This is a genomic window from Methylobacterium pseudosasicola (assembly GCF_900114535.1).
GTDB lineage: Bacteria > Pseudomonadota > Alphaproteobacteria > Rhizobiales > Beijerinckiaceae > Methylobacterium > Methylobacterium pseudosasicola.
In genome coordinates this window covers 207,731-230,786 of record NZ_FOTK01000006.1, presented here as the reverse complement: position 1 = coordinate 230,786, position 23,056 = coordinate 207,731, and the positions used below count along the sequence as shown (strand labels likewise).

Genomic DNA, 23,056 nt, shown 5'->3' with positions numbered 1-23,056 from the left:
CACGATTTCGAATTTAGGAGGCTCTGATGGGCAAGGAAAAGTTCTCCCGCACCAAGCCGCACTGCAACATCGGCACGATTGGTCACGTTGACCACGGCAAGACGTCGCTGACGGCGGCGATCACGAAGGTCCTGGCGGAGACGGGCGGGGCGACGTTCACGGCCTACGACCAGATCGACAAGGCGCCGGAGGAGAAGGCGCGCGGGATCACGATCTCGACGGCGCACGTGGAGTACGAGACGGCCAACCGGCACTACGCGCACGTCGATTGCCCCGGCCACGCCGACTACGTGAAGAACATGATCACCGGTGCCGCCCAGATGGACGGCGCGATCCTGGTGGTGTCGGCGGCCGACGGCCCGATGCCGCAGACCCGCGAGCACATCCTGCTGGCCCGCCAGGTCGGCGTGCCGGCGCTGGTGGTGTTCCTCAACAAGGTCGACATGGTCGACGACGAGGAGCTGCTGGAGCTGGTCGAGCTGGAGGTGCGCGAGCTCCTGTCGAAGTACGACTTCCCGGGCGACGACATCCCGATCACCAAGGGCTCGGCGCTGATGGCGCTGGAGGACAAGGAGCCGAAGATCGGCAAGGAAGCCGTGCTGAAGCTGATGGAGACGGTGGACAGCTACATCCCGCAGCCGGAGCGCCCGATCGACCTGCCGTTCCTGATGCCGATCGAGGACGTGTTCTCGATCTCGGGCCGCGGCACGGTGGTGACGGGTCGCGTCGAGCGCGGCATCGTCAAGGTCGGCGAGACGGTGGAGATCGTCGGGATCCGGGCGACCACGACCACGACGGTGACCGGCGTGGAGATGTTCCGCAAGCTGCTCGACCAGGGTCAGGCGGGCGACAATGTCGGCGTGCTGCTGCGCGGCACCAAGCGCGAGGACGTGGAGCGCGGTCAGGTCGTGTGCAAGCCGGGTTCGGTGAAGCCGCACACCAAGTTCAAGGCCGAGGCCTACATCCTGACCAAGGAGGAGGGCGGCCGCCACACGCCGTTCTTCACCAACTACCGGCCGCAATTCTACTTCCGGACCACGGACGTGACCGGGGTGTGCGAGCTGCCGGAAGGCACCGAAATGGTGATGCCGGGCGACAACGTGACCATGGACGTCACGCTGATCGTGCCGGTGGCCATGGAGGAGAAGCTGCGCTTCGCCATCCGCGAGGGCGGCCGCACCGTCGGCGCCGGCGTCGTCGCCGCCATCAACGACTAAGCCAGAACAGCATCCTTAGCAGGGCGCGGCGGGGATACGTCCTCGCACTCCCCGCCGTCCCTCTCAAGGTTTCAGGATTATGAACGGTCAGAACATCCGCATCCGCCTCAAGGCGTTCGATCACCGCATCCTCGATGCGTCGACCAAGGAGATCGTCTCCACGGCCAAGCGCACCGGCGCGACCATCCGGGGTCCGATCCCGCTGCCGACGCATATCGCGAAGTTCACCGTGAACCGCTCGCCGCACATCGACAAGAAGTCGCGCGAGCAGTTCGAGATGCGCACGCATAAGCGGGTGCTCGATATCGTCGATCCGACGCCGCAGACCGTGGACGCGCTGATGAAGCTCGACCTCGCCGCTGGCGTGGACGTGGAGATCAAGCTCTGAGTCCCGCAGGGACTTAGAGCTTACCGTTTCATCGCGCGAGGGAGAGACCTATGCGCTCAGGCGTCATCGCACAGAAGGTCGGCATGACCCGCGTCTTCACAGACGCGGGGGAGCATGTCCCCGTCACAGTGCTTAAGATCGATCAGTGCCAGGTGGTGGCCCACCGCACCGTCGAGAAGAATGGCTACGTCGCCCTCCAGGTCGGCGTCGGCAAGGCCAAGGTGAAGAACGTGTCGGCGGCCGAGCGCGGTCGCTTCGCGGTCGCCAAGGTCGAGCCGAAGAAGAAGCTCGCCGAGTTCCGCGTGTCCGAGGACGCGCTGATCCCGGTCGGCGCCGAGATCACGGCCGATCACTTCATTCCGGGCCAGTTCGTCGACGTGACGGGCACGACCACGGGTAAGGGCTTCGCCGGCGGTATCAAGCGCTGGAACTTCGGCGGTCTGCGCGCCACCCACGGCGTGTCGATCTCGCACCGTTCGATCGGTTCGACCGGCGGCCGTCAGGACCCGGGCAAGACCTTCAAGAACAAGAAGATGCCGGGTCACCTCGGTGTCGAGCGTGTCACCACGCAGAACCTGCGCGTCGTGCGCACCGATCCGGAGCGCGGCCTGATCTTGGTCGAGGGCGCGGTTCCGGGTGTCGCCGGCGGCTGGATCCAGATCCGCGACGCGGTGAAGCGCAAGCTCCCCGCCGACGTGCCGCTGCCGGGCAAGTTCCGTGAGAACGGTGCTTCCACCGAGTCCGCCCAGACTGCCCCCGAGGCCCCTGCGGCTGAGGAGACCGCCTGATGAAGCTCGATATCACCACTCTCGACGGCGCCGGCGCCGGCTCGGTCGAGCTGAACGAGGACATCTTCGGCCTTGAGCCGCGGGCAGACCTCCTTCAGCGCATGGTCCGCTGGCAGCTCGCCAAGCGGCGCGCCGGTACCCACGCCGTGAAGAACCGCTCGGACGTGAACCGGACCCGCAAGAAGCTGTACAAGCAGAAGGGCACCGGCAACGCCCGTCACGGCGCTGCCTCCGCTCCGCAGTTCCGCGGCGGTGGACGCGCCTTCGGCCCGGTCGTGCGCGACCACGGCCACGACCTTCCCAAGAAGGTCCGTGCGCTCGCCCTGCGCCACGCCCTGTCGGCCAAGGCCAAGGCCTCGACCCTGATCGTCGTCGACGACATCAAGATCGAGGATCACAAGACCAAGGGTCTCATCGAGCGCTTCGGCAAGATGGGCCTCTCGAACGCGCTGATCATCGGCGGTGCCGAGGTCGACGTGAATTTCGGCCGCGCTGCGCGTGCCATCCCGCAGATCGACGTGCTTCCCGTGCAGGGGATCAACGTCTACGACATCCTGCGCCGCGACACGCTCGTCCTGACGAAGGCCGCCGTCGACGCGCTGGAGGAGCGTTTCAAATGAGTGCCGATCCGCGCCACTACGACATCATCGTCTCCCCGGTCATCACCGAGAAGGCGACGAACCTGACCGAGCAGAACAAGGTCGTCTTCCGGGTCGGCCCCAAGGCGACCAAGCCTCAGATCAAGGAGGCGGTCGAGAAGCTGTTCGACGTCAAGGTCACGGCGGTGAACACCCTCGTGACCAAGGGCAAGAAGAAGATTTTCCGCGGTCTCCGCGGGCAGCGCTCCGACGTGAAGAAGGCGATCGTCACCCTGGCCGAGGGCCACACGATCGACGTCACGACCGGGCTCTGAGGACGGGTTTTAGGGATCCAAGCCGATGGCCTTGAAGACATTCAAACCGGTCACGCCGAGCCTGCGCCAGCTCGTGCTCGTCGACCGCCGTGAGCTCTACAAGGGCAAGCCGGTGAAGGCGCTGACGGAGGGCAAGAGCTCCTCCGGCGGCAGGAACAATCTCGGCCGCATCACCGTCCGCTTCCGCGGCGGTGGTCACAAGCGCGTGCTGCGCAACGTGGACTTCAAGCGCCGCGAGCAGCCGGGCGTCGCCGCGACCGTCGAGCGGATCGAGTACGATCCGAACCGCACGGCCTTCATCGCCCTGATCAACTTCCCCGACGGGAAGCAGAGCTACATCCTGGCTCCGCAGCGCCTGCAGCCGGGTGACAAGGTGGTGACCGGCGAGAACGTCGACATCAAGCCGGGCAATGCCGGTCCGGTCGGCTCAATGCCGGTGGGCACGATCGTCCACAACGTCGAGCTGAAGATCGGCAAGGGCGGCGCGATCGCCCGCTCGGCCGGGAACTACGCCCAGATCGTCGGGCGCGACCAGGGCTACGTGACGCTGCGCCTGAACTCGGGCGAGCAGCGCCTCGTGCACGGTCAGTGCTTCGCGACCGTCGGTGCGGTCTCGAACCCCGACCACATGAACATCTCGCTCGGCAAGGCCGGGCGCAACCGGTGGCTCGGCAAGCGCCCGCATAACCGCGGCGTGGCCATGAACCCGGTGGATCACCCGCACGGCGGCGGCGAGGGCCGTACCTCGGGCGGCCGCAACCCGGTCACGCCCTGGGGCGTGCCCACCAAGGGGAAGAAGACCCGGTCCAACAAGCGGACCGACGTGTTCATCCTGTCCAGCCGCCACAACCGCAAGAAGTAATCGCTATGGCACGCTCTCTCTGGAAGGGGCCGTTCGTCGACGGCTACCTCTTCAAGAAGGCCGAAGCGGCGCGGGGCTCCTCGCGCTCGGAGGTCATCAAGATCTGGAGCCGCCGCTCCACGATTCTCCCGCAGTTCGTCGGGCTCACCTTCGGTGTGCACAACGGGCAGAAGCACATCCCGGTCTACGTCTCCGAGGAGATGGTGGGGCACAAGTTCGGCGAGTTCTCGCCGACCCGCACCTTCCACGGGCACGCGGCCGACAAGAAGGCGAAGAGGCGCTGAGATGGGCAAGCAAGCCACCCCCCGCGCGCTCCCCGAGAACGAGGCCAAGGCGGTCGCGCGCATGCTGCGCGTCAGCCCGCAGAAGCTCAACCTCGTGGCGCAGATGATCCGCGGCAAGAAGGTCGACACCGCACTGGCCGACCTGGAGTTCTCCCGCAAGCGCATCTCGACCGAGGTCAAGAAGTGCCTTGAGAGCGCGATCGCCAATGCCGAGAACAACCACGATCTGGATGTCGACGATCTCGTCGTCTCCCAGGCGTTCGTGGGCAAGGCCCTCGTGCTCAAGCGCTTCCACGCCCGCGCCCGCGGCCGTGGTGCGCGCATCCTGAAGCCCTTCTCGAACCTGACCATCGTGGTTCGCGAAGTCCGCCAGGCCGAAGCGGCTTAAGGAGGATCTCATGGGCCAGAAAGTCAATCCGATCGGTCTCCGTCTCGGTATCAACCGGACCTGGGACTCCCGCTGGTTCGCCGGCAAGGGCGAGTACGCCAAGCTGATGCACGAGGACGTCGCAATCCGCGCCGCCCTCATGAAGCAGCTGAAGCAGGCCGCCGTCTCGAAGATCGTTATCGAGCGTCCGCACCGGAAGTGCCGCGTCACCATCCACTCGGGCCGTCCGGGCGTAGTGATCGGCAAGAAGGGCGCGGATATCGAGAAGCTGCGCAAGCTCGTCGGCACGATGACCAAGGCCGACGTGACGATCAACATCGTCGAGGTGCGCAAGCCCGAGATCGACGCCACCCTGGTGGCCGACTCGATCGCTCAGCAGCTCGAGCGCCGCGTCGCCTTCCGTCGCGCCATGAAGCGCGCCGTGCAGTCGGCGATGCGTCTCGGTGCCGAGGGCATCCGCATCAACTGCTCGGGCCGCCTCGGCGGCGCCGAGATCGCCCGCCAGGAATGGTATCGCGAGGGTCGGGTCCCGCTGCACACCCTGCGTGCGGACGTGGATTACGGCACCGCCACGGCGTTCACGACCTACGGCACCTGCGGCATCAAGGTGTGGGTGTTCAAGGGCGAGATCCTTGAGCACGACCCGATGGCCCAGGACAAGAAGGCCCAGGAAGAGGGCGGCCGCTCCGGCGGACGCCGTGAGCGCGATGGCGAGGGCGGCCGCGAGCGCGGACGCCGCGAGCGCGAGCACGCGTAAGGTAGGAAGCCATGCTGCAACCGAAAAAGACTCGCTTCCGTAAGCAGTTCAAGGGCCGCATCCACGGTGCGGCCAAGGGCGGCTTCGAGCTGAACTTCGGCCAGTTCGGCCTGAAGGCGGTGGAGCCCGAGCGTGTCACCGCCCGGCAGATCGAGGCGGCTCGCCGCGCGATCACCCGCGAGATGAAGCGCCAGGGCCGCGTCTGGATCCGGGTGTTCCCGGACGTGCCGGTCTCCTCGAAGCCGACCGAAGTCCGTATGGGCTCGGGCAAGGGCGCCCCGGATTACTGGGCCGCCCGTGTCCATCCGGGTCGGATCATGTTCGAGGTCGACGGCGTTGCCGAGGACATCGCCAAGGAGGCCCTGCGCCTCGGCGCCGCCAAGCTCCCGATCCGCACGCGGGTCGTCCAACGCATCGCCGACTGAACGGAGGCTATCGTGAAGTCGACCCAGAGAGTGTCTGATCTGAAGGCGTTGTCGCCGGATCAGCTGAATGACGAGTTGCTGAACCTCAAGAAGGAGCAGTTCAACCTGCGCTTCCAGGGGGCCACCGGCCAACTCGAGAACGTCGCCCGCGTCCGTGAGGTCCGTCGCGACATCGCCCGCGTCCGCACCCTGCAGCGTTCGAAGACGCTGCAGGGTGCCAAGAGCTGACGAAAAGGGCTTAGGAGAACACCATGCCGAAGCGCGTCCTGCAGGGCACCGTCGTCAGCGACAAGGGCGAGAAGACCATCGTGGTGAAGGTGGAGCGTCGCTTCACGCACCCGGTGATGAAGAAGACCGTGCGCCGTTCGAAGAATTACCATGCTCATGATGAGGCGAATGTCGCCAAGGTCGGGCAGACGGTGTTTATCGAGGAGTGCCGTCCCTTCTCGAAGACCAAGACCTGGAAGCTGGTCGAGGACCAGGCTGCCGCGGTCGCCGAGACCGGCGAAGCCGCCTGACATAAGGGAAACGGCGGCTGCGGCTTTCCGCGTCCGCCTCAACGTAGCTGGGTGTCTTCAGATCGAGGGTTGGTTCACCGTTCACGGTGCCTTCTCTATCGTCACGACCTCCAGAACGACGAACGCCCGGACGAAGTTCGACCCTTATTGGGCCGGGTTCGTGCCGGGCGTTGTCGTTTCTCAGGTGAGTCGGGACGCGAACGCGGTGCGTTCAGGTCGAACCCGAGAGTGTCGTTATTTTAACAGGTCGGCGACCTTTGCGGGTTCGGAGCAAGGCCCTGCTGTCTGGCTTCGCCCGACGTATCAGGACGCTGTCCCGAACCCTGCCAAAGGGCTTTGAGCCCTTTGGAAACCCGCGATGAGCCGAAGCCCCTAAGCCTCGCCCTCGTCGAGATCGTCCGCGGTCGGGGCGGCGTTCTCCAGGATCTTCTCGGCCACGAGGCCGGAATTCTGGCGGATCGAGGCTTCGATCTTGCCGGCGATCTCGGGGTTGTCCCGCAGGAAGCCCTTCGAGTTCTCGCGACCCTGGCCGAGGCGCTGGCTGTTGTAGGAGAACCAGGCGCCGGACTTCTCGACGATACCGGCCTTCACGCCGAGGTCGATCAGCTCGCCGACCTTCGACACGCCCTCGCCGAACATGATGTCGAACTCGACCTGCTTGAACGGCGGCGCGACCTTGTTCTTCACGACCTTGACGCGGACTTGGTTGCCGATCGCCTCGTCGCGGTCCTTCAGGGTCGAGATCCGGCGGATGTCGAGGCGCACCGACGCGTAGAACTTCAGTGCGTTGCCGCCCGTCGTGGTCTCGGGGCTGCCGTACATCACACCGATCTTCATCCGGATCTGGTTGATGAAGATGACCATGCAGTTCGAGCGCGAGATCGAGCCGGTGAGCTTGCGCAGCGCCTGGCTCATCAGGCGGGCCTGAAGGCCGGGCTGGCTCTCGCCCATCTCACCCTCGATCTCGGCCCGCGGTGTGAGCGCCGCGACCGAATCGACCACCAGCACGTCGATGGCGCCGGAGCGCACCAGCGTGTCGGTGATCTCCAGGGCCTGCTCGCCGGTGTCGGGCTGCGAGATCAGCAGGTCGTCGAGATTGACGCCGAGCTTGCGGGCATAGACCGGATCGAGAGCGTGCTCGGCATCCACGAAGGCGCAGACGCCGCCCTTCTTCTGGGCCTCGGCGATGGTGTGCAGCGCCAGGGTGGTCTTGCCGGAGGATTCGGGGCCGTAGATCTCCACGACCCGGCCGCGGGGCAGGCCGCCGACGCCGAGGGCGATGTCGAGGCCGAGCGAGCCGGTGGAGATCGTCTCGACCTCCTGCACCTTGTCGTTCTTGCCCAGACGCATGATCGAGCCCTTGCCGAAGGCGCGCTCGATCTGGGACAGGGCGGCGTCGATCGCCTTGGACTTGTCCTTGTCCACCGGGGGCATGTCGACCACTTTCAATGCAGGCTGGGCCATCTGGCGGGCTCCTTATGAAGGGGTTGCGCGCCATTCACAACGCGCGTCAACACCGCGTCTGTGTACCTGTTTTGTTCTATTTCAGCAAGGGTGCCGAACACGAGAACGCCGCCCGAACGGGGCGGCGCGCAGGTTCTCCACCGGGTCGAGGCCGATGCCGTGTCAGTCGGCGGCCATGGTCTTCTTCACGGTCTCGACCAGCTGCTTCAGGCTGAAGGGCTTCGGTAGGAAGTTGAAGGCCTCGCCCTCGGGCAGGTTCTTGCGGAACGCGTCCTCGGCGTACCCGGAAACGAAGATCACCTTCAGGTCGGGCTGGTGCTTGCGGACTTCGCGCAGCAGGGTCGGGCCGTCCATCTCGGGCATAACGACATCGGAGACGACGAGGTCGATCGGCTGGCTGCCCTCGCGCACGATCGCCAGAGCCTCCAGGCCGGAAGCAGCCTCCAGCACCGTGTAGCCGCGGGCCGAGAGCGCCCGGCTGTTGACCGCCCGGACGGGATCCTCGTCCTCAACCAGCAGGATGGTCCCCTGCCCGGTATGGTCGGCCGCGGGCTTGCGCGGCGCGGGCTTCTCCGCGGCCGGGGTTTTCTGGGTGTCGCCCTGCTCATTCGGCTTCGCCGGCTCCGATGCGGTGCGCGCGGAGGCCGGCATGTCGGCCCGCGGCAGGGCCGGGATCGCGGGCGCGGTCTCTTCCGGCTCCGCCACCGGGATGTGCCGAGGCAGGTAGATGCGGAAGGCGGTCCCCTCCCCGATCTTCGACTGCACGTCGATGGTGCCGCCGGATTGCTTGACGATGCCGAACACCGTCGAGAGCCCGAGGCCGGTGCCCTTGCCGATCTCCTTGGTGGTGAAGAACGGCTCGAAGATCTTCTCCATCAGCTCGGCGGGGATGCCCTGGCCGGTGTCGCGCACCTCGATGAGCACGTGGTCGCCCGCGGGTGCGCCGCCCCGCCCGTCCACGGTCGCGGCCGGGCCCGGATCGGTCACGTTCTCGGTGCGGATCATCAGCTTGCCGCCGTCCGGCATCGCGTCGCGGGCGTTGACCGCGAGGTTCACGATCACCTGCTCGAACTGGTTGACGTCGGCCTTCACCGGCCAGACGTCCCGGCCGTGCTTCAGCTCCAGGGCGACGCGCTCGCCCAAGAGCCGCTTGAGCAGCAGGGTCAGCTCCGAGAGCCCCTCCCCGACATTCATCACCTCCGGACGCAGGGTCTGGCGGCGGGAGAACGCCAGGAGCTGGCGGACGAGGCCCGCCGCCCGGTTGGCGTTCTGCTTGATCTGCATGATGTCCTGGAAGGCCGGATCGGTCGGCCGGTGGCTCGCCAGCAGCAGGTCCGAATAGCCGATGATCGCCTGAAGGACGTTGTTGAAGTCGTGCGCGATGCCGCCGGCGAGCTGGCCGACCGCGTTCATCTTCTGAGCCTGGGCGACCTGCTGTTCCAGCTGCCGCTGCGCCGTGGTGTCGAGGGCGTACAGGATGACGCGCTCGGCCTCGTCGGCCTTCTGGGTCGCGTCGCTGCTGTCGGCCGGGCTGAGCCAGAGCCGCGCCGAGCGCCCGCCCGGGCCGCTGAGCTGGACCTCGATCGGCTCCGGATCGGACAGGCCGCTGGCGGCCCGGGCGAGGCCGGCCTCCAGGGAGGCGCGATCGACCACCGAGTCGGCGACGTTGGGCTCGGCGCCCTGATTGCCCTCCCCCTCCGGGCCGCCCTCGTCGGCCTGGCGCGGCACCGTGCCGAACAGGCGGGTGAACGAGGTGTTGGCCCGGGCGATCCGCCCGGACCGGTCGAGGGTCGCGATGGCGATCGGGGAATTGTTGAGGAACCGGGCGAGCCGCACCTCGGCGGCGCGCTGCGGCTCGTCGGTCTCGGCCCCGGCCGAGCGGTTGATGACGAAGGTCCGCGACGAGCCGGGCTTGCCGTCCTTGCCGAAGGCGACGCGGTGGTAGAGCCGCACCGGCAGGGTGTGGCCGTTGCGGCGGCGCAGGTCGAGGTCGAACCGGTCGGTGCGGACCTCGCCGGGCAGGCCGGCGGTGCGGACCAGGACGTCGGCTTCCGGGGCGATCTCGGTGAGGTGCGGGCCGCCGGGGCCGACGCTCGCCAGGTCGTAGCCGAGCCAGGCCGCCAGCGTCGCGTTCATGTAGACGATCGCGCCGGCCGGATCGATCGACAGGAAGCCCGCCGGGGCGTGGTCGAGATAGTCGATCGCGTGCTGGAGCTCCTGGAAGACGTTCTCCTGGCGCTCGCGCTCGGCGGTGATGTCGGCCACCGTCCAGAGCGAGGCGGCCCGGCGCGGGCGCGCCAGGGGACGCACCGAGACCCGGTACCAGCCGAAGCCGCGCTCGTGCGCCTGCGGTCCGAGCGGCGGCGACATCCGGATTTCTTCGGTGTGCGCGCGTCCATCGCGCGAGGCCTGCGACAGGCGGTAGACCGCCTCCGAAACCTCCGGCGAGCCGACCAGGATGCGCTCCACCGGCACGAGGTTCGAGAACGCGTCGCCGCCGGCCACACGCAGATACGCCTCGTTGGCGTAGATCAGCCGGCCGCCATCCTCGACCACCAGCGCCCCGTCCGGCGAGGCGTCGACGATGCCCTTGGTGATGTCGTCCCGGGTGGCGGTGCCGCTGAGCTGCAGCGCCCCGATGGCGAGCGCGAACAGGAAGAACACGCCGGCCATCGCCAGCAGGGCGAGCAGCCAGACGATCAGCGACTGGGCCTGCTCGTTGGCCACGAAGGACAGGCCGATCGCGGCCCCGACCAGAAGGCCCGCGAGCACGAGCAGCAGCCCGACCCGGCCCGGCTGCTCCGAGCGGTCGATCGCGCCGTTCCCATGAGTACCCGCGATCTGCGTGCCCGTCGCGGGCGCCGGAGGTCCAGTGACGTCGGCCATCGGCATCATTCCAGAACAATCACCCGGTTAGGCCCGCCGGCCATAGCAGGGCTCGGGCAGCACGGCATCACTCTCGTCGCGCCGTTCGCGTCGCGCCAAGCCTTGATGCAGCCTCGCGAAAAAAGGTGGAGGAAGCGTGGCTTTTCCGCGCCTTCGGATACGGAGTGGCACGCCGGCGCGATGGACGGCCGTCTCGGCAGACCCCATATTGCGTTTGCCGATCGAGGACAGGGGAGTCGGCGATGGCCACGGCACGGCGACAGGAAATGGGCTCAGGCAGCCCATGCGTGCGCGTCAGCAACAGGGCGGCGAACATGATTGCGTCGCTGCACCCATTCGACAAGGCCAAGGCCGACGCTGCGCTGGCGACGATCAAGGCGAGCGTGCTCGACGCGGCGAAGGTCAGGAAGATCGTCGGGGTCGACAACGCCTTCGTCGCGCCTGCCGGCGATCTGCGGGTGCTCTTCGAGAACGAGGGCGACGCGATCGTCATCACCTCGGTTGTAGCCCGAGACTGATGGCGAAGCCCTCTTTCGACGTCCACGTCTTCAATCTGACGGACGCGGAGGCCGAACTCGCGGAATTCAAGATTCTCCTCGACACCAACGCCGATCTCGCCGAGCGCGATCAGGTCCTCGCCAATTTCAAGACCTGGCCCAATCTCTGCGCCATGATGGGGAAATACAACGCCCGCTTGGGCGTCGGCGATCTGATCAGGCGCGAGTTCCGGATCCTCCCCCATTTCCGGACCGATCTTACCGTCCGCCGCGCCGGGACTGACAATATCTGCCTGATCGAGTTCGAAGGCGCATCCGATCGGCATATGTTCGAAGCGAGCGAGCGCGGTATCGATACGTGGGCGCGCGCATTCGAGAAGGGGTTCAGCCAAGTCGTCGACTGGACTTGGGCGCTCGATCACTACCGGAAGACCGCCGATTACGTGGATGCCTTCGGTGGCGAGCGGCCGAATATCGTGGGCGTGCTTGTCATCGGACGCTCCACCTCTCTGTCGACCTCGGTCCGCAAGGACCGGTGGGAGTGGCGGCGCAACAAGGTCAAGGCCGACAGCTTCATGCTGGTCCTGGTGACATTTGATGAGCTTTATAGCGACTTCGAAATGTGGCTCGGTCTGAAAAGGATGGATCACGCGGCCCCCTGACAGGTGGCAGGCATGCACCGAACTGTAGGATACAAAAGCAAGGGACGCACGGTGAGCGCGGCTTGCCGCCGACCACTCCTCTGATCCTTCGCGTCGGCTCCTTCTCCGGGTGGAGATCTTAGCGCCTTGAAACCGGGCGGCGCAGGTCTGGCGGCGCCAGCTCTACGCCGCCCTTCGCCGCAGGCGCAGGACGAAGCCGATGACTTCCGCCACCGCCCGGTAATGCTCGGCCGGGATCTCGCGGTCGATCTCCACGGTGGCGTGCAGGGCGCGGGCGAGCGGCGGGTTCTCGATCACCGCGACGCCGTGCTCGGCCGCCACGGTGCGGATCCGCAGGGCCAGGGCATCGACGCCCTTGGCGACGCAAATCGGCGCGGCCATGCCGGTCTCGTAGCGCAAAGCCACCGCGTAGTGGGTCGGGTTGGTCACCACCACGGTGGCGGTCGGAACGGCGGCCATCATCCGCTTCTTCACCCGGGCCATGCGGAGCTGCTTCATGCGGCCCTTGACCTCCGGATTGCCGTCCGCCTCCTTCATCTCCTGCTTCATCTCCTCCTTCGACATGCGGTGGCGCTTGCGCCAGCGGAACCGCGCGTAGAGCGCGTCGCCCAGCGTGATCGCCAAGTGCATGCACAGCATGCCGGCGAGCAGCCGCAGGCTGAGCGAGAAGAGCGCCGGCAGGCACCCGACCGGATCGAGCTTCGCGAACACCTCGAGCCGGTCGCGGTCGTTCCAGAGTAGGACCGCGCCGACGATGCCGACCGCGCTGATCTTGGCGAGGCCCTTGCCGAACTGGAACAGGGCCTCGATCCCCATCAGCCGCTTGACCCCGGCCATCGGCGAGATCCGATCGAATTTCGGCATCAGGGTTTCGGTGGTGAGCACCAGCGGGTGCTGGAGCAGGCCGGCGGCGAGGCCGGCCACCGCCGCCATCCCGACCGGCACCGCCACGGCCTCGAGCCACAGCCAGAGGCCCCGGGTCGCCGCCTGCTTCATGGCGGTGGCGTCGTCCGGCAGGGTGTGGGCGTTGGCGAGAAAGGCTTTCAGGCCCTGAGTCAGGTTCTGGGCGATGGTGGGCGCCGCGATCAGCAGGGCCAGCGTGAAGGCGCCGAGGATCGCGAAGGTGTTGATCTCGGCGCTGGTCGCGACGTCGCCGCGCTCGATCGCCTGATCGAGCCGCCGCTGGGTCGGCTCCTCCGTCTTGTCTTCCTGCTCCGCGCCCTCGGCCATGTTTTCCGCTCGACCTCAGTGCGTGTGGACGCTCAGCGCCCGACGAACTCGCCGAGATACCGGCCGAGATCGTCCAGAAAAACGCCCATCATGATGCCGAGCGAGCCCATCAGGATCAGCATGCCGATGAGCACCGAGGCCGGGACCGCCAGGAAGAACACCTGCAATTGCGGCATCAGCCGCGACAGCACCCCGAGCCCGAGGTTGAACAGCAGGCCGAAGGCGATGAACGGCCCGGAGATCTGCACCGCCAGGGTGAAGCCGCGGGTGAGCGCCTTCAGCGCCAGCATCAGCGCGTCCGAGAAGGCCGGCACCCCGTCCGGGGGCAGCACCACGTAGCTCTGCGCCAAGCCCTCGATGGCGAGATGGTGCAGGTCGGCGGCGAAGATCAGCGTGACGCCCAGCAGCGAGAGGAAGTTGCCGAGCGCCGCCTGCTGCCCGCCCATGCTCGGATCCACCGACATGGCATAGGCCAAGCCGAGCTGCTGCGAGATGATCAGCCCGGCGGTCTGCAGGGCGGCCAGCACCATCCGGACCGACAGGCCGAGCACCAGCCCGACGATCGTCTCGGCGAACAGCAGCCCGATCAGCCGGGGACCGGCCAGGCCCTCGGTGCCGCCGAGCAGCGGGCGCACGGTCGGGAACAGCACCAGCGCGGTCAGCAGCGCGAAGGCCAGCCGCAGACGCGGCGACACCATCTGCTCGCCGACGCCCGGCATCAGCATGATCAGCGTGCCGACCCGGGCGAAGGTGATCAGATAGGCCGAGGCGATGCCGGGCAGGAGCAGGTTCATCGCCGCCCCTATGGCACGGGCGCGCCGCTCCTGTCGCGCCGCAGGACGCCATCACCCGCCCGTCGCGATGCGGGCGGCGATGCGGGTCATGTAGCCGGCCATGGCGTCGCCGATGAAGGGCAGCATCAGGAGGAGAGTGGCGAACACCGCCACGATTTTGGGCACGTAGATCAGGGTCTGTTCCTGGACCTGCGTGAGCGCCTGGATCAGCGACACGATCAGCCCCACCGCGAGCGCGACCAGCATCAGGGGCCCGGCGACCTTGAGGAAGACGAAGATGCCGTCGCGGGCGACATCGAGGATGGCGAGGCCGGTCATTGGGGCGTCTTGCTCAAAGGGCAGGCAGGGGAAATCCGGGATCCGGCCGGGGCATGCTTAAATCTGCATCCGCATGATCTCTTCGTAGGCAGAGATCATGCGGTCGCGCACCGCCACCATGGTCTGCAGGGCGGTCTCGCTCTCAGCCACCGCCGTGACCACGTCGACGACGTTGGCCTTGCCGGCGGCGGCCGAGAACGCCTGGCCGTCGGCCCGCCGCCCGGCATCGCCGACATTGTCCAGGGCGTTGCCGAGGAGCTGCATGAAGTCGCCGCCGGTCTCGCCGGTCGACTGGACTTTTGGAGCGGGCCGGCCGTTGGCCATGCCCTGGACGGCCGCGTAGGCACCCGCCGCGAAATTGCTCGTCGCCATCGATCAGGCTTCCTTCGCGTTCACGTGCGCGCTCACTTGAGGATCGACAGCGTCTGCGACAGCATCTTGCGCGTGGACGTCACCATGTTGAGATTCGCCTCGTAGGAGCGCTGGGCCTCGCGCAGATCCATGTTCTCGATCAGCGCGTTGACGTTGGGCATCTGCACTTCGCCCCGGGCGTTGGCCGCGGGGTTGCCGGGCTCGTACTTGGTCCGGAACGCGGACGGGTCGCGCCGGACCCGGCCGGCCTCCACCAGCTTGGCTCCGGTCTCCGGATCCATGTGGCTGGTGAAGGACGGGATCTTGCGGCGGTAGGGCTCGGCGCCGGCCGAGGCCGGAGCGGAATCCGCGTTGGCGATGTTCTCGGCGATGATCCGCATCCGGCCCGATTGCGCCTTGAGGCCGGCGGCCGCGACGGTGAGCGACTTGCTGAATTCCATGGCTCAGGGCCCCTTTTCCGCCGCGCGCTTCGACAACACGTCCGATCGATCTGCGTCCGAAAGGTCAGCTCTTGCCGATGGCGATCTTCAGGGTGGTCAGGCTGTGCTGGTAGAGCGAGGCGGCGAGCTGGTAGTCGGACTGGTTGTCGCCGGCCTTCATCATCTCGTCCTCGAGGTTGACCGCGTTGCCGCTCGGACGGACCTCGAAGCGCTTGGCGCCCTTGGCATCGGCCCCGGCCTCGGACTGGCCGGGCGGCGCGATATGGGCCGGGCTTGTCAGCGCCAGGCCGGGTGAGGCGGAAACCGCTGTTCCGGTCGCCCGGTCGAAGCGCAGGTCCGCCAGGTCGCGGGGCTTGAAGCCCGGCATGTCGGCGTTGGCCACGTTCTCGGCGATCAGACCCTGGCGCGCCTGGGCCCACTGCATCCGGGTGCGCAGCATCCCCAGGATCGGCAGGTCGGTCAGGGCCACGGTCGACTCCGGTCTCGCGACGCCGCGCGGGATCGGGCGGGCTCGGCAAAATCTGCCGCCTGCATGGTTAACGCACCGTTAAGTGCCGCCGCTGCCGCTATGCCTTCCGACGGCTGTCCCGCGGTCGGCCTGTGACCTTCCTGGGGATAGCCCGGGGAGGTCCTTCACAACCTCTTGTCTTGATAGCGCTAAACTTAAGGGCCTGTTAACGAAGTCTTAACGTCGTTTGCCTGGCGGGGCCGGCGGCGTGGTATGAGCGAGGCTCGTGCCGGGCGCGGCCCCGCGGCGGCCGGAACGTGCGAGTGCGTAACCTTGCCATGGCTGCAATCCGTGTTCGGTTCTGAGGGCTCCCCCATCGTCCAGTATGTCGTGATCTTCGCCGTCATCTTCACGGCGTTGGCCGCGATCGTGTTCACGGTGCGGCGCCTGACCGGACGCAGCCTGACGCTGCCCGGGCGCACCCCCGCCCGTGGGCGCCAGCCCCGGCTCGGCATCGTTGACGTGTACGAGCTCGACCGGGCCCGGCAGCTGATCCTGCTGCGCCGGGACAATGTCGAGCACCTGCTCCTCGTAGGCGGCCCGAACGATGTGGTGGTCGAGCGCAACATCCAGCGCACCCAGCGCCCCCTCCCCGAGGCCGCCCTGCGCGCCGATGCGGGGGCCGAGCCCATGGCCGAGCCGCTGCCGGATCCGCTGGCGCAGGGCGGACGCCTGGCCGAGCCGCCCCGGGCCCTGGCCGAGATCGCCGGTCGCCGCTCCGAGCCGCTGTTCGATCCGGGCTTCGAGATGCCGGTGGTCGTGCCGCCGCCGGTCCCGCGCTCGGCCGCCGCGCCGCCGGTGACATTCCCGCTCGACGTCAGCCTGCTCGGGGGCGACGAGCCCGGCCAGGAGGTCTCGACCCCCGTGGTCCTGCAACCCCGCTCCACCGAGGCGCCAGCGCCTGCCCCGCCCCCCCTTGCCCCGCCGCTCCGGGAAACACTCTCGCCTCGGCGGATCTTGAGCCGCACCGCGCCGCCGCTGGCCGACCCGCGGCCCAATCCCGCCTCGGAGCGCAAGCCGGAGCCCGCCCCCGAGCGCGAGGAGCCCGTCCGGACTGCGCCGAGCCTGACCGTCCCGTCCGAGCGCCGTTCGGTCGATCCGGCGGTGCTGTCCGACATGGCCAAGCAGCTCCAGGCCGCCCTGTCGCGCCCGACCTCCGCCGTAACGCCCGCCCCGCAGGCTGCTGCCCCGGCGCCCGGGCCGGTGGTCGACCCGGTGGCCGCGACCATGGCCGCCGCTACGCCGCCGGTCCCGCCTGCGCCGCCGCCCCGCGAGCCGGCGCCCTCGCCGGCTGCAGCGCCCGAGCCGCCGGTCGTCGCGCCCGCCCCGGAGCCTCCGGTGGCCCAGGAGCCTCCCCGGCCGTCGGCGCCGGCATCGCCTGTGGCGCCCCCGCCCCCGCCGCCCGTGCCGAAGGTCGCCTCGCCGGCGACGCCTCCCGCGCCCCCGCCGGCACCGCGGCCGGAGCCGAAGGCGGCCGGCAACCCGTTCTCCGTGGAGGAGATCGAGGCCGAGTTCGCGCGCCTCCTCGGACGCCCGCTGGACAAGCGGACCTGAAGGCCGGCGTTTACGGACGGTTAACCGCATGCCGGAAAGCTCGGGGCCCGAGGAGGACCCGATGCTCAACCTGGATGCCCAGACCGCCCAGCGAAACCGCGCCTACCGCGCGTTCACGCTCGACCGAGCCGGCCTTGTCTTCTCGGCCGAGATCGTGCCGGCCGAGGACGACACGCAGGCGCGCCGCCGCGCCCGGGCCATGGTCGCCGACGCGGCGATCGAGCTGTGGGACCGGACCCGGTTCCTCGGCCGCTACGAGCCGGCGGCTCAAGCCCGCGCCTGACAAGCGGACCCGTCAGTCGTACGCCGATTCCCGCATGGCGAGCACGGCGACGAAGCTCAGCACAGCCGCAGCCGCGAGATAGAAGCCGACGAACCCGATGCCGCCATAGGAGGCCAGCTCCTGGACGATGTAGGGCGCGCCCGAGGCGCCCAGGATCCCGGCGAGGTTGTAGGTCACCGAGGCGCCCGTGTAGCGGACCCGAGTCGGGAACAGCTCCGGCAGAACCGCGCCCATGGGGCCGAACACCCAGCCCATCGCCAGCAGGCTGAGGCAGAGGAAGCTGAGCACCGGCGGCCAGGTCCCGGCAGCGGCCGCGTTCCCGAGCATCGGCCCCATCAGGAAGCCGAGGGCGAACACCGCAGCCATGCCGGAGAGCAGAACCGGCTTGCGCCCGAAGCGGTCGGCGGCCGCGCCCGAGATCACGGTCCCGAGGGCCATGAAGCAGACCGCGATGCACTCGAACAGCAGGAAGGTCGGCCGGGTGTAGCCCAGCGTCCCGGTGCCGTAGCCGAGGGCGAACACCGTCGAGAGGTAGAACACCGCGTAGACCGCCACCATGGCGAAGGTGCCGATCAGGACCGCGCCCCCGTGCTGGGTCAGCATCGTGGCGAAGGGCACGCGCTCGGGCTTCGTCTCAGTGAGCGCCGCCTTGAAGGCGGGCGTCTCGGTGAGCTTCAGGCGGACATAGAGCCCGACGCCGACCAGGGCGGCCGAGGCCAGGAACGGAAGCCGCCAGCCCCAGGCTTGAAAACTCTCGGGCGACAGGCCGAAGCTCAGGCACAGGAAGCCGAGATTGGCCAGGATGAAGCCCACCGGCGCGCCGAGCTGCGGGAAGATGCCGTACCAGGCGCGCTTGCCCGGCGGCGCGTTCTCCACCGCCAGCAGGGCCGCCCCGCCCCACTCGCCGCCGAAGCCGATGCCCTGGCCGCAGCGCAGGATGCACAGGGCGGCAGGCGCCCACCAGCCGGCCGTGGCGTAGGTCGGCAGGCAGCCGATCAGGACGGTGGACAGGCCCATGATCAGCAGCGACGCCACCAGGGTCGCCTTGCGGCCGACCCGGTCGCCGAAATGCCCGAACAGGGCCGCCCCGAACGGCCGCGCGATGAACGCGATCGCGAAGGTCGCGAAGGCGCTGAGCTGCTGCACCCCGGGGGCGCCGGCCGGAAAGAAGACCGGGCCGATCACCAGGGCGGTCGCGGTGGCGTAGATGTAGAAATCGAAGAACTCGATCGCGGTGCCGACGAAGCTCGCGGCCAGAATGCGGCCGGGACTAGCGCTCGGTGCGGCGCCGGTCGGGCCCGCGGTCTCGTTCGTCTTCAGCATGATCTGTTGGGACTCAGGCGGCCTTTGCCGTGTCACGGTAAGCGCGGCGCTTTCGCACGGGGCGGCCCCGGCGGAAACCCTGAATCCCATCGGAGGGCGGCGTAGCTGTGCGATGCCGCGACGGCGGCCTTGCGTTCGCCCGCCCCCTTCGCCAAGCTGATCGGCCTGTTTTCGTGAGGGATGCCGGCCGCGGCGCCCTCCCACATCACTTGAGTACTGCGATGAGAGTCACCGTCGAGCGCGCGGCCCTGCTCAGGTCGCTCGGCCACGTGCACCGGGTCGTCGAGCGCCGCAACACGATCCCGATCCTGTCGAACGTGCTCTTGCGTTCGGACGGGTCGAGCCTGCAGCTGCGCGCGACCGACCTCGACATCGAGGTCACCGAGAGCGTGCCGGCCGACGTGGCCGATCCGGGCGCCACCACGGTGCCGGCGCACGTGATCTACGACATCGTGCGCAAGCTGCCCGACGGCGCCCAGGTCTCGCTGGAGACCGGTGGTGAATCCGGCCAGATGACGATCCGCTCGGGCCGCTCGCGCTTCGCGCTCGGCGCCCTGCCGGAGGGCGACTTCCCGGATCTGGCCGCCGGCGAGATGCCGCACGGTTTCGAGATCGCGAGCGCCGACCTCAAGCGCCTGATCGACAAGACGCAATTCGCCATCTCCACCGAGGAGACGCGCTACTATCTCAACGGCATCTACCTGCACACGCTGGAGACCGAGAACGGCCCGGTGATGCGCGCGGTCGCCACCGACGGCCACCGCCTCGCCCGGGTCGAGATCCCGGCCCCGCAGGGCAGCGTCGGCATGCCCGGCGTGATCGTGCCCCGCAAGGCGGTGGCCGAGATCCAGAAGCTCTTGGACGACGGCGGCGAGACCGTCGCGGTCGACCTGTCCCCCGCCAAGATCCGCCTGCGCTTCGCCGGCGGCCTGACCCTGATCTCCAAGCTGATCGACGGCACCTTCCCCGACTACCAGCGGGTGATCCCGGCCAACAACGACAAGCGGCTGACCGTGGAGCGCGACGCCTTCGCCAAGGCGGTGGACCGGGTCTCGACGATCTCGTCCGAGCGTGGGCGCGCCGTGAAGCTCGGGCTCGCCGAGGGGCGCTTGGCGCTCTCGGTCAACAATCCGGACTCGGGCAGCGCCACGGAGGAGCTCGACGTCGACTACGAGGCGGCGGGCCTCGATATCGGCTTCAACGCCCGCTACCTGCTCGACATCACCGCCCAGCTCGAGGGCGACACCGCCCTGTTCAAGCTCGCCGACCCGGGTTCGCCGACCCTGATCCAGGACCGCGAGGGCGCGCCGGCCCTGTACGTGCTGATGCCGATGCGGGTGTAGGATTTCGCTGTGCCGAGACCATCCGCCCGCGCTCTTGACCTAGCAGCCTCGCTCGATCAGCCGGCCGCGGCTGGCGTCGCGGCGCCGATCCGGGCGGACGATCATCTCGCGATGTTGCGAGCGGCCTGGCGAGAGGGTGCCGAGAGCGGAGACTACGAACCGCTCGACGTGGCGCTGGACGCGTTGGCAGCGCGTATCGCTGACCCGGGAGAGGCCGGCGCCTGACCTTTATCGTCGCGCCGAACTGAAGCAGGCCGGGCTGCTGGCGAAACGGCCGGCGGCTCAATATTCATCCGAACCCGGCCACTCATCCTGAGGTGCCGGAGCGCAACGGCGGCTTCTCGGGAGGCTTGCGGATCGCGCAAAGAATTCTGGCGACCTTCTGCGTGGGGAGCCGATGCGGGCGCCTCAGAACGAGGCGATTGAACAGGATGGTCGAACCAAGGGGGGCGGTGAGCATCGTCCGGCTCGCACCCCGGATCCACCGATGACCGATATTCTCGATGCGGAGATCGAGACCAGCGGGCCGACCCAGCGCATCACCCGGTTGATCGCCCGCGACTTCCGCAACCACGCCGACCTCGAACTCAATCCCGGTGCCCGCTTCGTGGCCCTGGTCGGCGAGAATGGCGCGGGCAAGACCAACTTGCTCGAGGCGATCTCCCTGTTCGTGCCGGGGCGGGGCCTGCGCCGGGCGGAGTTCGCCGCCATGGCGCGCGTCGACGGCCCGGGGGGCTTTGCCGTGTCGCTCACCCTCGACCGGGACGGCGCCGAGCATCGCCTCGGCACGGGGCTGGAGCCGCCGGGGCCGGACGGGCGCACGAGCCGGCTCTGCCGCATCGACGGCGCCCCCGCTTCCTCGCCTGTGGCGTTCAGCGAGTTCGTCCGGGTGGTCTGGCTGACCCCGGATCTCGACGGGCTGTTCCGCGGCGCGGCCGGCGACCGGCGCCGGTTCCTCGACCGGCTGGTCCTGGCGGTGGATGCCGGCCACGGGGCGCGGGTCTCGGCTATGGAGCGGGCCCTGCGCTCGCGCAACCGCCTGCTGGAGGACCGGCCCGATGACGGCCGCTGGCTCGACGCCGTGGAACGGGAGGTGGCCGAGCTCGGCGTCGCCGTGGCCTTGGCCCGTCGCGAGACCGCCGAGCGGTTGGACCGCCTGATCGCCGAGACCCGGGACGACGCGCAGCCTTTCCCCTGGGCGTCGATCCGGCTGGAAGGCGATCTCGACGACCTCGTGGCGGTCTGGCCGGCCATCGAGGCGGAGGATCGCTTCCGCCTGGCGCTCCGCAACGGCCGCAACCGCGACCGGGCCGCCGGCCGCACCCTTACCGGGCCGCAGACCACCGACCTCGTGGTCCGCCACGGCCCCAAGGACGTCCCGGCCGGAACCGCCTCCACGGGCGAGCAGAAGGCCCTGCTGATCGGCCTGGTCCTGGCCCATGCCCGGCTGGTCCGGGCGATGAGCGGCATCGCCCCGATGATCCTGCTCGACGAGGTCGCGGCGCATCTCGACCCCCGCCGCCGCGCCGGCCTGTTCGAGGCCCTCGACGCCCTGCCCGGCCAGGTCTGGATGACCGGCGCCGACCCGGCCGCCTTCGCGCAGGCGGGCGACCGGACCGAGGTGCTGCGGATCGGGGGGTGACGGGGCGCCGGAATATCGGCTGACTTCCGCGATCGGATCCGCGTCAGGACCCGCGCCGCAAGGTGATCCGCGTCAGCTCGGATGGGCGACCGAGGCGGAGGGCGAAGCCGGGCCACAGCCCGGTGCCGTTGCTGACGTAGAGCAGCATGGCGCCGACCCGGTACGCGCCGGAGACGAACCCGGCATTGCCGCGCGCCACCAGCCGGTCCAGGCCGCGGATCATGCCGCCGTGGGTATGGCCGGAGAGTTGCAGCGCCACCCCGCGCGACGCCGCCCGCGCGGCCCGGGCCGGCTGGTGATCCAGCAGCACGATCGGCGCGCTTGCCGGGGCACCGGCCAGGGCGGCCTCGAGATCCGGTCCCGGGTGGCCGGTGGCGGGTGCCGAGCGGTCGGTCACGCCCGCCAGCACCAGCGCGCCGCCGTCGCGGTTCAGGACCGTGTGGGCGTTGGCGAGGATGCCGATCCCCAGCCCCGCGAGGTGGCGCATCCAGGAATTGTGATCGAAGAAATACTCGTGGTTGCCCGGCACGGCCCAGACGCCGTCCCGCGCCCGCAGGGCGCGCAGGGGTTCGACATCGTCCCGTCGGGACGCGAGCGAACCGTCGATGAAGTCGCCCGTCACCGCGATCAGGTCGGTGCCGAGGTCGTTGGCCCGCGCGACGACGGCCCGCGCCCAGTCGGCAGGGAACAGCCGGCTGATGTGCAGATCGGTCAGGTGCAGGATCGTGTAGCCGTCGAAGCCGGGGGGCAGGTCCGCGATCGCGACGGAAAGGTCCTTCAACGGCGGCACGCGCACGGCCTGCCACACGGCGATCGCCGCCAGGAGTGCGGCCACGAGGGCCACCGTGTAGCGCCAGGCGGCGGGGATCACCCAACCGCCCCCGGACAGGACCAGAGAGGCCAGCGCTGCCGCGTCGAGGGCGAGCAGCATAGGTGCCGCCAGCGCGATCCCGCCGAACGCCCAGTTGAACAGGACCACCACCGGGCGGGGAAACTCCGGTGCGAAGACCGAGCCGGAGGAGAGGCGGCTCCACAGGTGGAACTGGGACGCGACCAGTAAAACGCCGGCCAAGCCGAGCTTGAGCGCGAGCGGCCATGGCAGCGGCCACACCCCCCGCGCGATGACATAGACAGCGGGCAGGCTGGGGATGAGGCGGATCATGAGCCGCTACATGGAGGGGCGACGCCCGAAGGCAAAGC

28 protein-coding genes are annotated in these 23,056 nt (G+C 68.8%); 18 read left to right on the top strand and 10 right to left on the bottom strand.

The annotated features are described in order from the left end of the window. Window positions 1-26 precede the first annotated feature (26 nt). The 12 genes from tuf (at window position 27) to rpsQ (ending at window position 6,540) form a co-directional block, all read left to right on the top strand. Window positions 27-1,217: an elongation factor Tu gene (gene tuf, locus BM228_RS08880; protein ID WP_092036688.1), complete on the top strand. Its 1,191-nt coding sequence runs from the start codon at window positions 27-29 to the stop codon at window positions 1,215-1,217. Between the two features lie 79 nt (window positions 1,218-1,296). Continuing rightward, entirely contained in the window at window positions 1,297-1,605 is a 309-nt protein-coding gene (gene rpsJ, locus BM228_RS08875; protein WP_007569268.1) for a 30S ribosomal protein S10, read from the top strand. A gap of 50 nt (window positions 1,606-1,655) precedes the next feature. Then, window positions 1,656-2,393, top strand: coding sequence for a 50S ribosomal protein L3 (rplC, locus tag BM228_RS08870; protein ID WP_058194332.1), 738 nt, complete (start codon window positions 1,656-1,658; stop codon window positions 2,391-2,393). Further along, window positions 2,393-3,013 carry a 50S ribosomal protein L4 gene (gene rplD / locus BM228_RS08865; RefSeq protein WP_092039081.1) on the top strand — a complete coding sequence of 207 codons (621 nt, stop codon included), beginning with the start codon at window positions 2,393-2,395 and terminating at the stop codon, window positions 3,011-3,013. Before rplC ends, rplD begins: the two co-directional genes overlap by 1 nt. After that, entirely contained in the window at window positions 3,010-3,306 is a 297-nt protein-coding gene (locus tag BM228_RS08860) for a 50S ribosomal protein L23 (protein WP_007569272.1), read from the top strand. The genes rplD and BM228_RS08860 overlap by 4 nt, the downstream gene beginning before the upstream one ends. Before the next feature lie 25 nt (window positions 3,307-3,331). Next, window positions 3,332-4,168, top strand: coding sequence for a 50S ribosomal protein L2 (gene rplB / locus BM228_RS08855; protein ID WP_007569274.1), 837 nt, complete (start codon window positions 3,332-3,334; stop codon window positions 4,166-4,168). A 5-nt stretch (window positions 4,169-4,173) separates the two neighbouring features. After that, window positions 4,174-4,452, top strand: a complete 279-nt coding sequence (gene rpsS / locus BM228_RS08850) for a 30S ribosomal protein S19 (protein ID WP_007569276.1) — start codon at window positions 4,174-4,176, stop codon at window positions 4,450-4,452. A 1-nt stretch (window position 4,453) separates the two neighbouring features. Beyond that, complete coding sequence (gene rplV, locus BM228_RS08845) at window positions 4,454-4,840, top strand: 50S ribosomal protein L22 (RefSeq protein WP_007569277.1); 387 nt, start codon at window positions 4,454-4,456, stop codon at window positions 4,838-4,840. 10 nt (window positions 4,841-4,850) lie between these two features. Further along, complete coding sequence (rpsC, locus tag BM228_RS08840; RefSeq protein WP_007569278.1) at window positions 4,851-5,597, top strand: 30S ribosomal protein S3; 747 nt, start codon at window positions 4,851-4,853, stop codon at window positions 5,595-5,597. Between the two features lie 11 nt (window positions 5,598-5,608). Further along, entirely contained in the window at window positions 5,609-6,022 is a 414-nt protein-coding gene (gene rplP, locus BM228_RS08835) for a 50S ribosomal protein L16 (RefSeq protein ID WP_007569280.1), read from the top strand. A 12-nt stretch (window positions 6,023-6,034) separates the two neighbouring features. Then, the gene (gene rpmC, locus BM228_RS08830) at window positions 6,035-6,250 is read left to right on the top strand and encodes a 50S ribosomal protein L29 (protein ID WP_092039078.1); all 216 of its coding nucleotides are present in this window, start codon (window positions 6,035-6,037) and stop codon (window positions 6,248-6,250) included. A 23-nt stretch (window positions 6,251-6,273) separates the two neighbouring features. Continuing rightward, a complete protein-coding gene (rpsQ, locus tag BM228_RS08825) occupies window positions 6,274-6,540 on the top strand; it encodes a 30S ribosomal protein S17 (protein WP_007569283.1) in 267 nt (88 codons plus the stop codon). 372 nt (window positions 6,541-6,912) lie between these two features. On the opposite strand, the gene recA is transcribed toward rpsQ, so the two are convergent. Together recA and cckA are read right to left on the bottom strand one after the other, a co-directional pair. Then, the gene (gene recA, locus BM228_RS08820) at window positions 6,913-7,974 is read right to left on the bottom strand and encodes a recombinase RecA (RefSeq protein WP_425284925.1); all 1,062 of its coding nucleotides are present in this window, start codon (window positions 7,972-7,974) and stop codon (window positions 6,913-6,915) included. A 192-nt stretch (window positions 7,975-8,166) separates the two neighbouring features. Then, complete coding sequence (gene cckA / locus BM228_RS08815) at window positions 8,167-10,890, bottom strand: cell cycle histidine kinase CckA (RefSeq protein ID WP_092039169.1); 2,724 nt, start codon at window positions 10,888-10,890, stop codon at window positions 8,167-8,169. Between the two features lie 242 nt (window positions 10,891-11,132). On the opposite strand from cckA, the gene BM228_RS34615 reads away from it, so the two are divergent. Further along, window positions 11,133-11,408: a hypothetical protein gene (locus tag BM228_RS34615; protein WP_167367696.1), complete on the top strand. Its 276-nt coding sequence runs from the start codon at window positions 11,133-11,135 to the stop codon at window positions 11,406-11,408. Continuing rightward, window positions 11,408-12,049, top strand: coding sequence for a Shedu anti-phage system protein SduA domain-containing protein (locus tag BM228_RS08810; RefSeq protein WP_167367695.1), 642 nt, complete (start codon window positions 11,408-11,410; stop codon window positions 12,047-12,049). The genes BM228_RS34615 and BM228_RS08810 overlap by 1 nt, the downstream gene beginning before the upstream one ends. Window positions 12,050-12,211: 162 nt before the next feature. Here the strand turns inward: BM228_RS08810 and flhB are convergent, their stop codons facing one another. The 6 genes from flhB to flgB all read right to left on the bottom strand — a co-directional run bounded on the left by flhB (window position 12,212) and on the right by flgB (window position 15,672). Then, window positions 12,212-13,279 (bottom strand): flagellar biosynthesis protein FlhB, encoded by a 1,068-nt coding sequence (flhB, locus tag BM228_RS08805; RefSeq protein ID WP_092039073.1) that lies wholly within the window; start codon window positions 13,277-13,279, stop codon window positions 12,212-12,214. Window positions 13,280-13,311: 32 nt separating this feature from the next. Beyond that, window positions 13,312-14,073, bottom strand: coding sequence for a flagellar biosynthetic protein FliR (gene fliR / locus BM228_RS08800; RefSeq protein WP_092039071.1), 762 nt, complete (start codon window positions 14,071-14,073; stop codon window positions 13,312-13,314). Between the two features lie 51 nt (window positions 14,074-14,124). Then, entirely contained in the window at window positions 14,125-14,391 is a 267-nt protein-coding gene (gene fliQ, locus BM228_RS08795; RefSeq protein ID WP_092039069.1) for a flagellar biosynthesis protein FliQ, read from the bottom strand. 57 nt (window positions 14,392-14,448) lie between these two features. Next, the gene (fliE, locus tag BM228_RS08790; protein WP_092039067.1) at window positions 14,449-14,763 is read right to left on the bottom strand and encodes a flagellar hook-basal body complex protein FliE; all 315 of its coding nucleotides are present in this window, start codon (window positions 14,761-14,763) and stop codon (window positions 14,449-14,451) included. Window positions 14,764-14,795: 32 nt separating this feature from the next. Beyond that, window positions 14,796-15,203, bottom strand: a complete 408-nt coding sequence (gene flgC, locus BM228_RS08785; RefSeq protein ID WP_092039065.1) for a flagellar basal body rod protein FlgC — start codon at window positions 15,201-15,203, stop codon at window positions 14,796-14,798. A gap of 64 nt (window positions 15,204-15,267) precedes the next feature. Continuing rightward, entirely contained in the window at window positions 15,268-15,672 is a 405-nt protein-coding gene (flgB, locus tag BM228_RS08780; RefSeq protein ID WP_092039063.1) for a flagellar basal body rod protein FlgB, read from the bottom strand. A gap of 330 nt (window positions 15,673-16,002) precedes the next feature. On the opposite strand from flgB, the gene BM228_RS08775 reads away from it, so the two are divergent. Together BM228_RS08775 and BM228_RS08770 are read left to right on the top strand one after the other, a co-directional pair. Next, window positions 16,003-17,265 carry a hypothetical protein gene (locus BM228_RS08775; RefSeq protein ID WP_244537069.1) on the top strand — a complete coding sequence of 421 codons (1,263 nt, stop codon included), beginning with the start codon at window positions 16,003-16,005 and terminating at the stop codon, window positions 17,263-17,265. Between the two features lie 61 nt (window positions 17,266-17,326). Continuing rightward, the gene (locus tag BM228_RS08770; protein WP_092039168.1) at window positions 17,327-17,548 is read left to right on the top strand and encodes a hypothetical protein; all 222 of its coding nucleotides are present in this window, start codon (window positions 17,327-17,329) and stop codon (window positions 17,546-17,548) included. A gap of 12 nt (window positions 17,549-17,560) precedes the next feature. Here the strand turns inward: BM228_RS08770 and BM228_RS08765 are convergent, their stop codons facing one another. Next, window positions 17,561-18,871, bottom strand: coding sequence for an MFS transporter (locus BM228_RS08765; protein ID WP_092039059.1), 1,311 nt, complete (start codon window positions 18,869-18,871; stop codon window positions 17,561-17,563). 221 nt (window positions 18,872-19,092) lie between these two features. On the opposite strand from BM228_RS08765, the gene dnaN reads away from it, so the two are divergent. After that, window positions 19,093-20,214: a DNA polymerase III subunit beta gene (gene dnaN, locus BM228_RS08760; protein ID WP_092039057.1), complete on the top strand. Its 1,122-nt coding sequence runs from the start codon at window positions 19,093-19,095 to the stop codon at window positions 20,212-20,214. A gap of 487 nt (window positions 20,215-20,701) precedes the next feature. Continuing rightward, entirely contained in the window at window positions 20,702-21,856 is a 1,155-nt protein-coding gene (recF, locus tag BM228_RS08750) for a DNA replication/repair protein RecF (protein ID WP_092039053.1), read from the top strand. A 43-nt stretch (window positions 21,857-21,899) separates the two neighbouring features. On the opposite strand, the gene BM228_RS08745 is transcribed toward recF, so the two are convergent. After that, window positions 21,900-23,018 carry a metallophosphoesterase gene (locus tag BM228_RS08745; RefSeq protein ID WP_092039051.1) on the bottom strand — a complete coding sequence of 373 codons (1,119 nt, stop codon included), beginning with the start codon at window positions 23,016-23,018 and terminating at the stop codon, window positions 21,900-21,902. Window positions 23,019-23,056: the final 38 nt, after the last annotated feature.

Excerpts from the sequence above, each read along its gene's own strand:
- tuf (WP_092036688.1), top strand. The coding sequence starts at position 27 with ATGGGCAAGGAAAAGTTCTCCCGCACCAAGCCGCACTGCAACATCGGC.
- rpsJ (WP_007569268.1), top strand. The coding sequence starts at position 1,297 with ATGAACGGTCAGAACATCCGCATCCGCCTCAAGGCGTTCGATCACCGC.
- rplC (WP_058194332.1), top strand. The coding sequence starts at position 1,656 with ATGCGCTCAGGCGTCATCGCACAGAAGGTCGGCATGACCCGCGTCTTC.
- rplD (WP_092039081.1), top strand. The coding sequence starts at position 2,393 with ATGAAGCTCGATATCACCACTCTCGACGGCGCCGGCGCCGGCTCGGTC.
- BM228_RS08860 (WP_007569272.1), top strand. The coding sequence starts at position 3,010 with ATGAGTGCCGATCCGCGCCACTACGACATCATCGTCTCCCCGGTCATC.
- rplB (WP_007569274.1), top strand. The coding sequence starts at position 3,332 with ATGGCCTTGAAGACATTCAAACCGGTCACGCCGAGCCTGCGCCAGCTC.
- rpsS (WP_007569276.1), top strand. The coding sequence starts at position 4,174 with ATGGCACGCTCTCTCTGGAAGGGGCCGTTCGTCGACGGCTACCTCTTC.
- rplV (WP_007569277.1), top strand. The coding sequence starts at position 4,454 with ATGGGCAAGCAAGCCACCCCCCGCGCGCTCCCCGAGAACGAGGCCAAG.
- rpsC (WP_007569278.1), top strand. The coding sequence starts at position 4,851 with ATGGGCCAGAAAGTCAATCCGATCGGTCTCCGTCTCGGTATCAACCGG.
- rplP (WP_007569280.1), top strand. The coding sequence starts at position 5,609 with ATGCTGCAACCGAAAAAGACTCGCTTCCGTAAGCAGTTCAAGGGCCGC.
- rpsQ (WP_007569283.1), top strand. The coding sequence starts at position 6,274 with ATGCCGAAGCGCGTCCTGCAGGGCACCGTCGTCAGCGACAAGGGCGAG.
- recA (WP_425284925.1), bottom strand. The coding sequence starts at position 7,974 with ATGCCCCCGGTGGACAAGGACAAGTCCAAGGCGATCGACGCCGCCCTG.
- cckA (WP_092039169.1), bottom strand. The coding sequence starts at position 10,890 with ATGGCCGACGTCACTGGACCTCCGGCGCCCGCGACGGGCACGCAGATC.
- BM228_RS34615 (WP_167367696.1), top strand. The coding sequence starts at position 11,133 with ATGGCCACGGCACGGCGACAGGAAATGGGCTCAGGCAGCCCATGCGTG.
- BM228_RS08810 (WP_167367695.1), top strand. The coding sequence starts at position 11,408 with ATGGCGAAGCCCTCTTTCGACGTCCACGTCTTCAATCTGACGGACGCG.
- flhB (WP_092039073.1), bottom strand. The coding sequence starts at position 13,279 with ATGGCCGAGGGCGCGGAGCAGGAAGACAAGACGGAGGAGCCGACCCAG.
- fliR (WP_092039071.1), bottom strand. The coding sequence starts at position 14,073 with ATGAACCTGCTCCTGCCCGGCATCGCCTCGGCCTATCTGATCACCTTC.
- fliQ (WP_092039069.1), bottom strand. The coding sequence starts at position 14,391 with ATGACCGGCCTCGCCATCCTCGATGTCGCCCGCGACGGCATCTTCGTC.
- fliE (WP_092039067.1), bottom strand. The coding sequence starts at position 14,763 with ATGGCGACGAGCAATTTCGCGGCGGGTGCCTACGCGGCCGTCCAGGGC.
- flgC (WP_092039065.1), bottom strand. The coding sequence starts at position 15,203 with ATGGAATTCAGCAAGTCGCTCACCGTCGCGGCCGCCGGCCTCAAGGCG.
- BM228_RS08770 (WP_092039168.1), top strand. The coding sequence starts at position 17,327 with ATGCTCAACCTGGATGCCCAGACCGCCCAGCGAAACCGCGCCTACCGC.
- BM228_RS08765 (WP_092039059.1), bottom strand. The coding sequence starts at position 18,871 with ATGCTGAAGACGAACGAGACCGCGGGCCCGACCGGCGCCGCACCGAGC.
- dnaN (WP_092039057.1), top strand. The coding sequence starts at position 19,093 with ATGAGAGTCACCGTCGAGCGCGCGGCCCTGCTCAGGTCGCTCGGCCAC.
- recF (WP_092039053.1), top strand. The coding sequence starts at position 20,702 with ATGACCGATATTCTCGATGCGGAGATCGAGACCAGCGGGCCGACCCAG.
- BM228_RS08745 (WP_092039051.1), bottom strand. The coding sequence starts at position 23,018 with ATGATCCGCCTCATCCCCAGCCTGCCCGCTGTCTATGTCATCGCGCGG.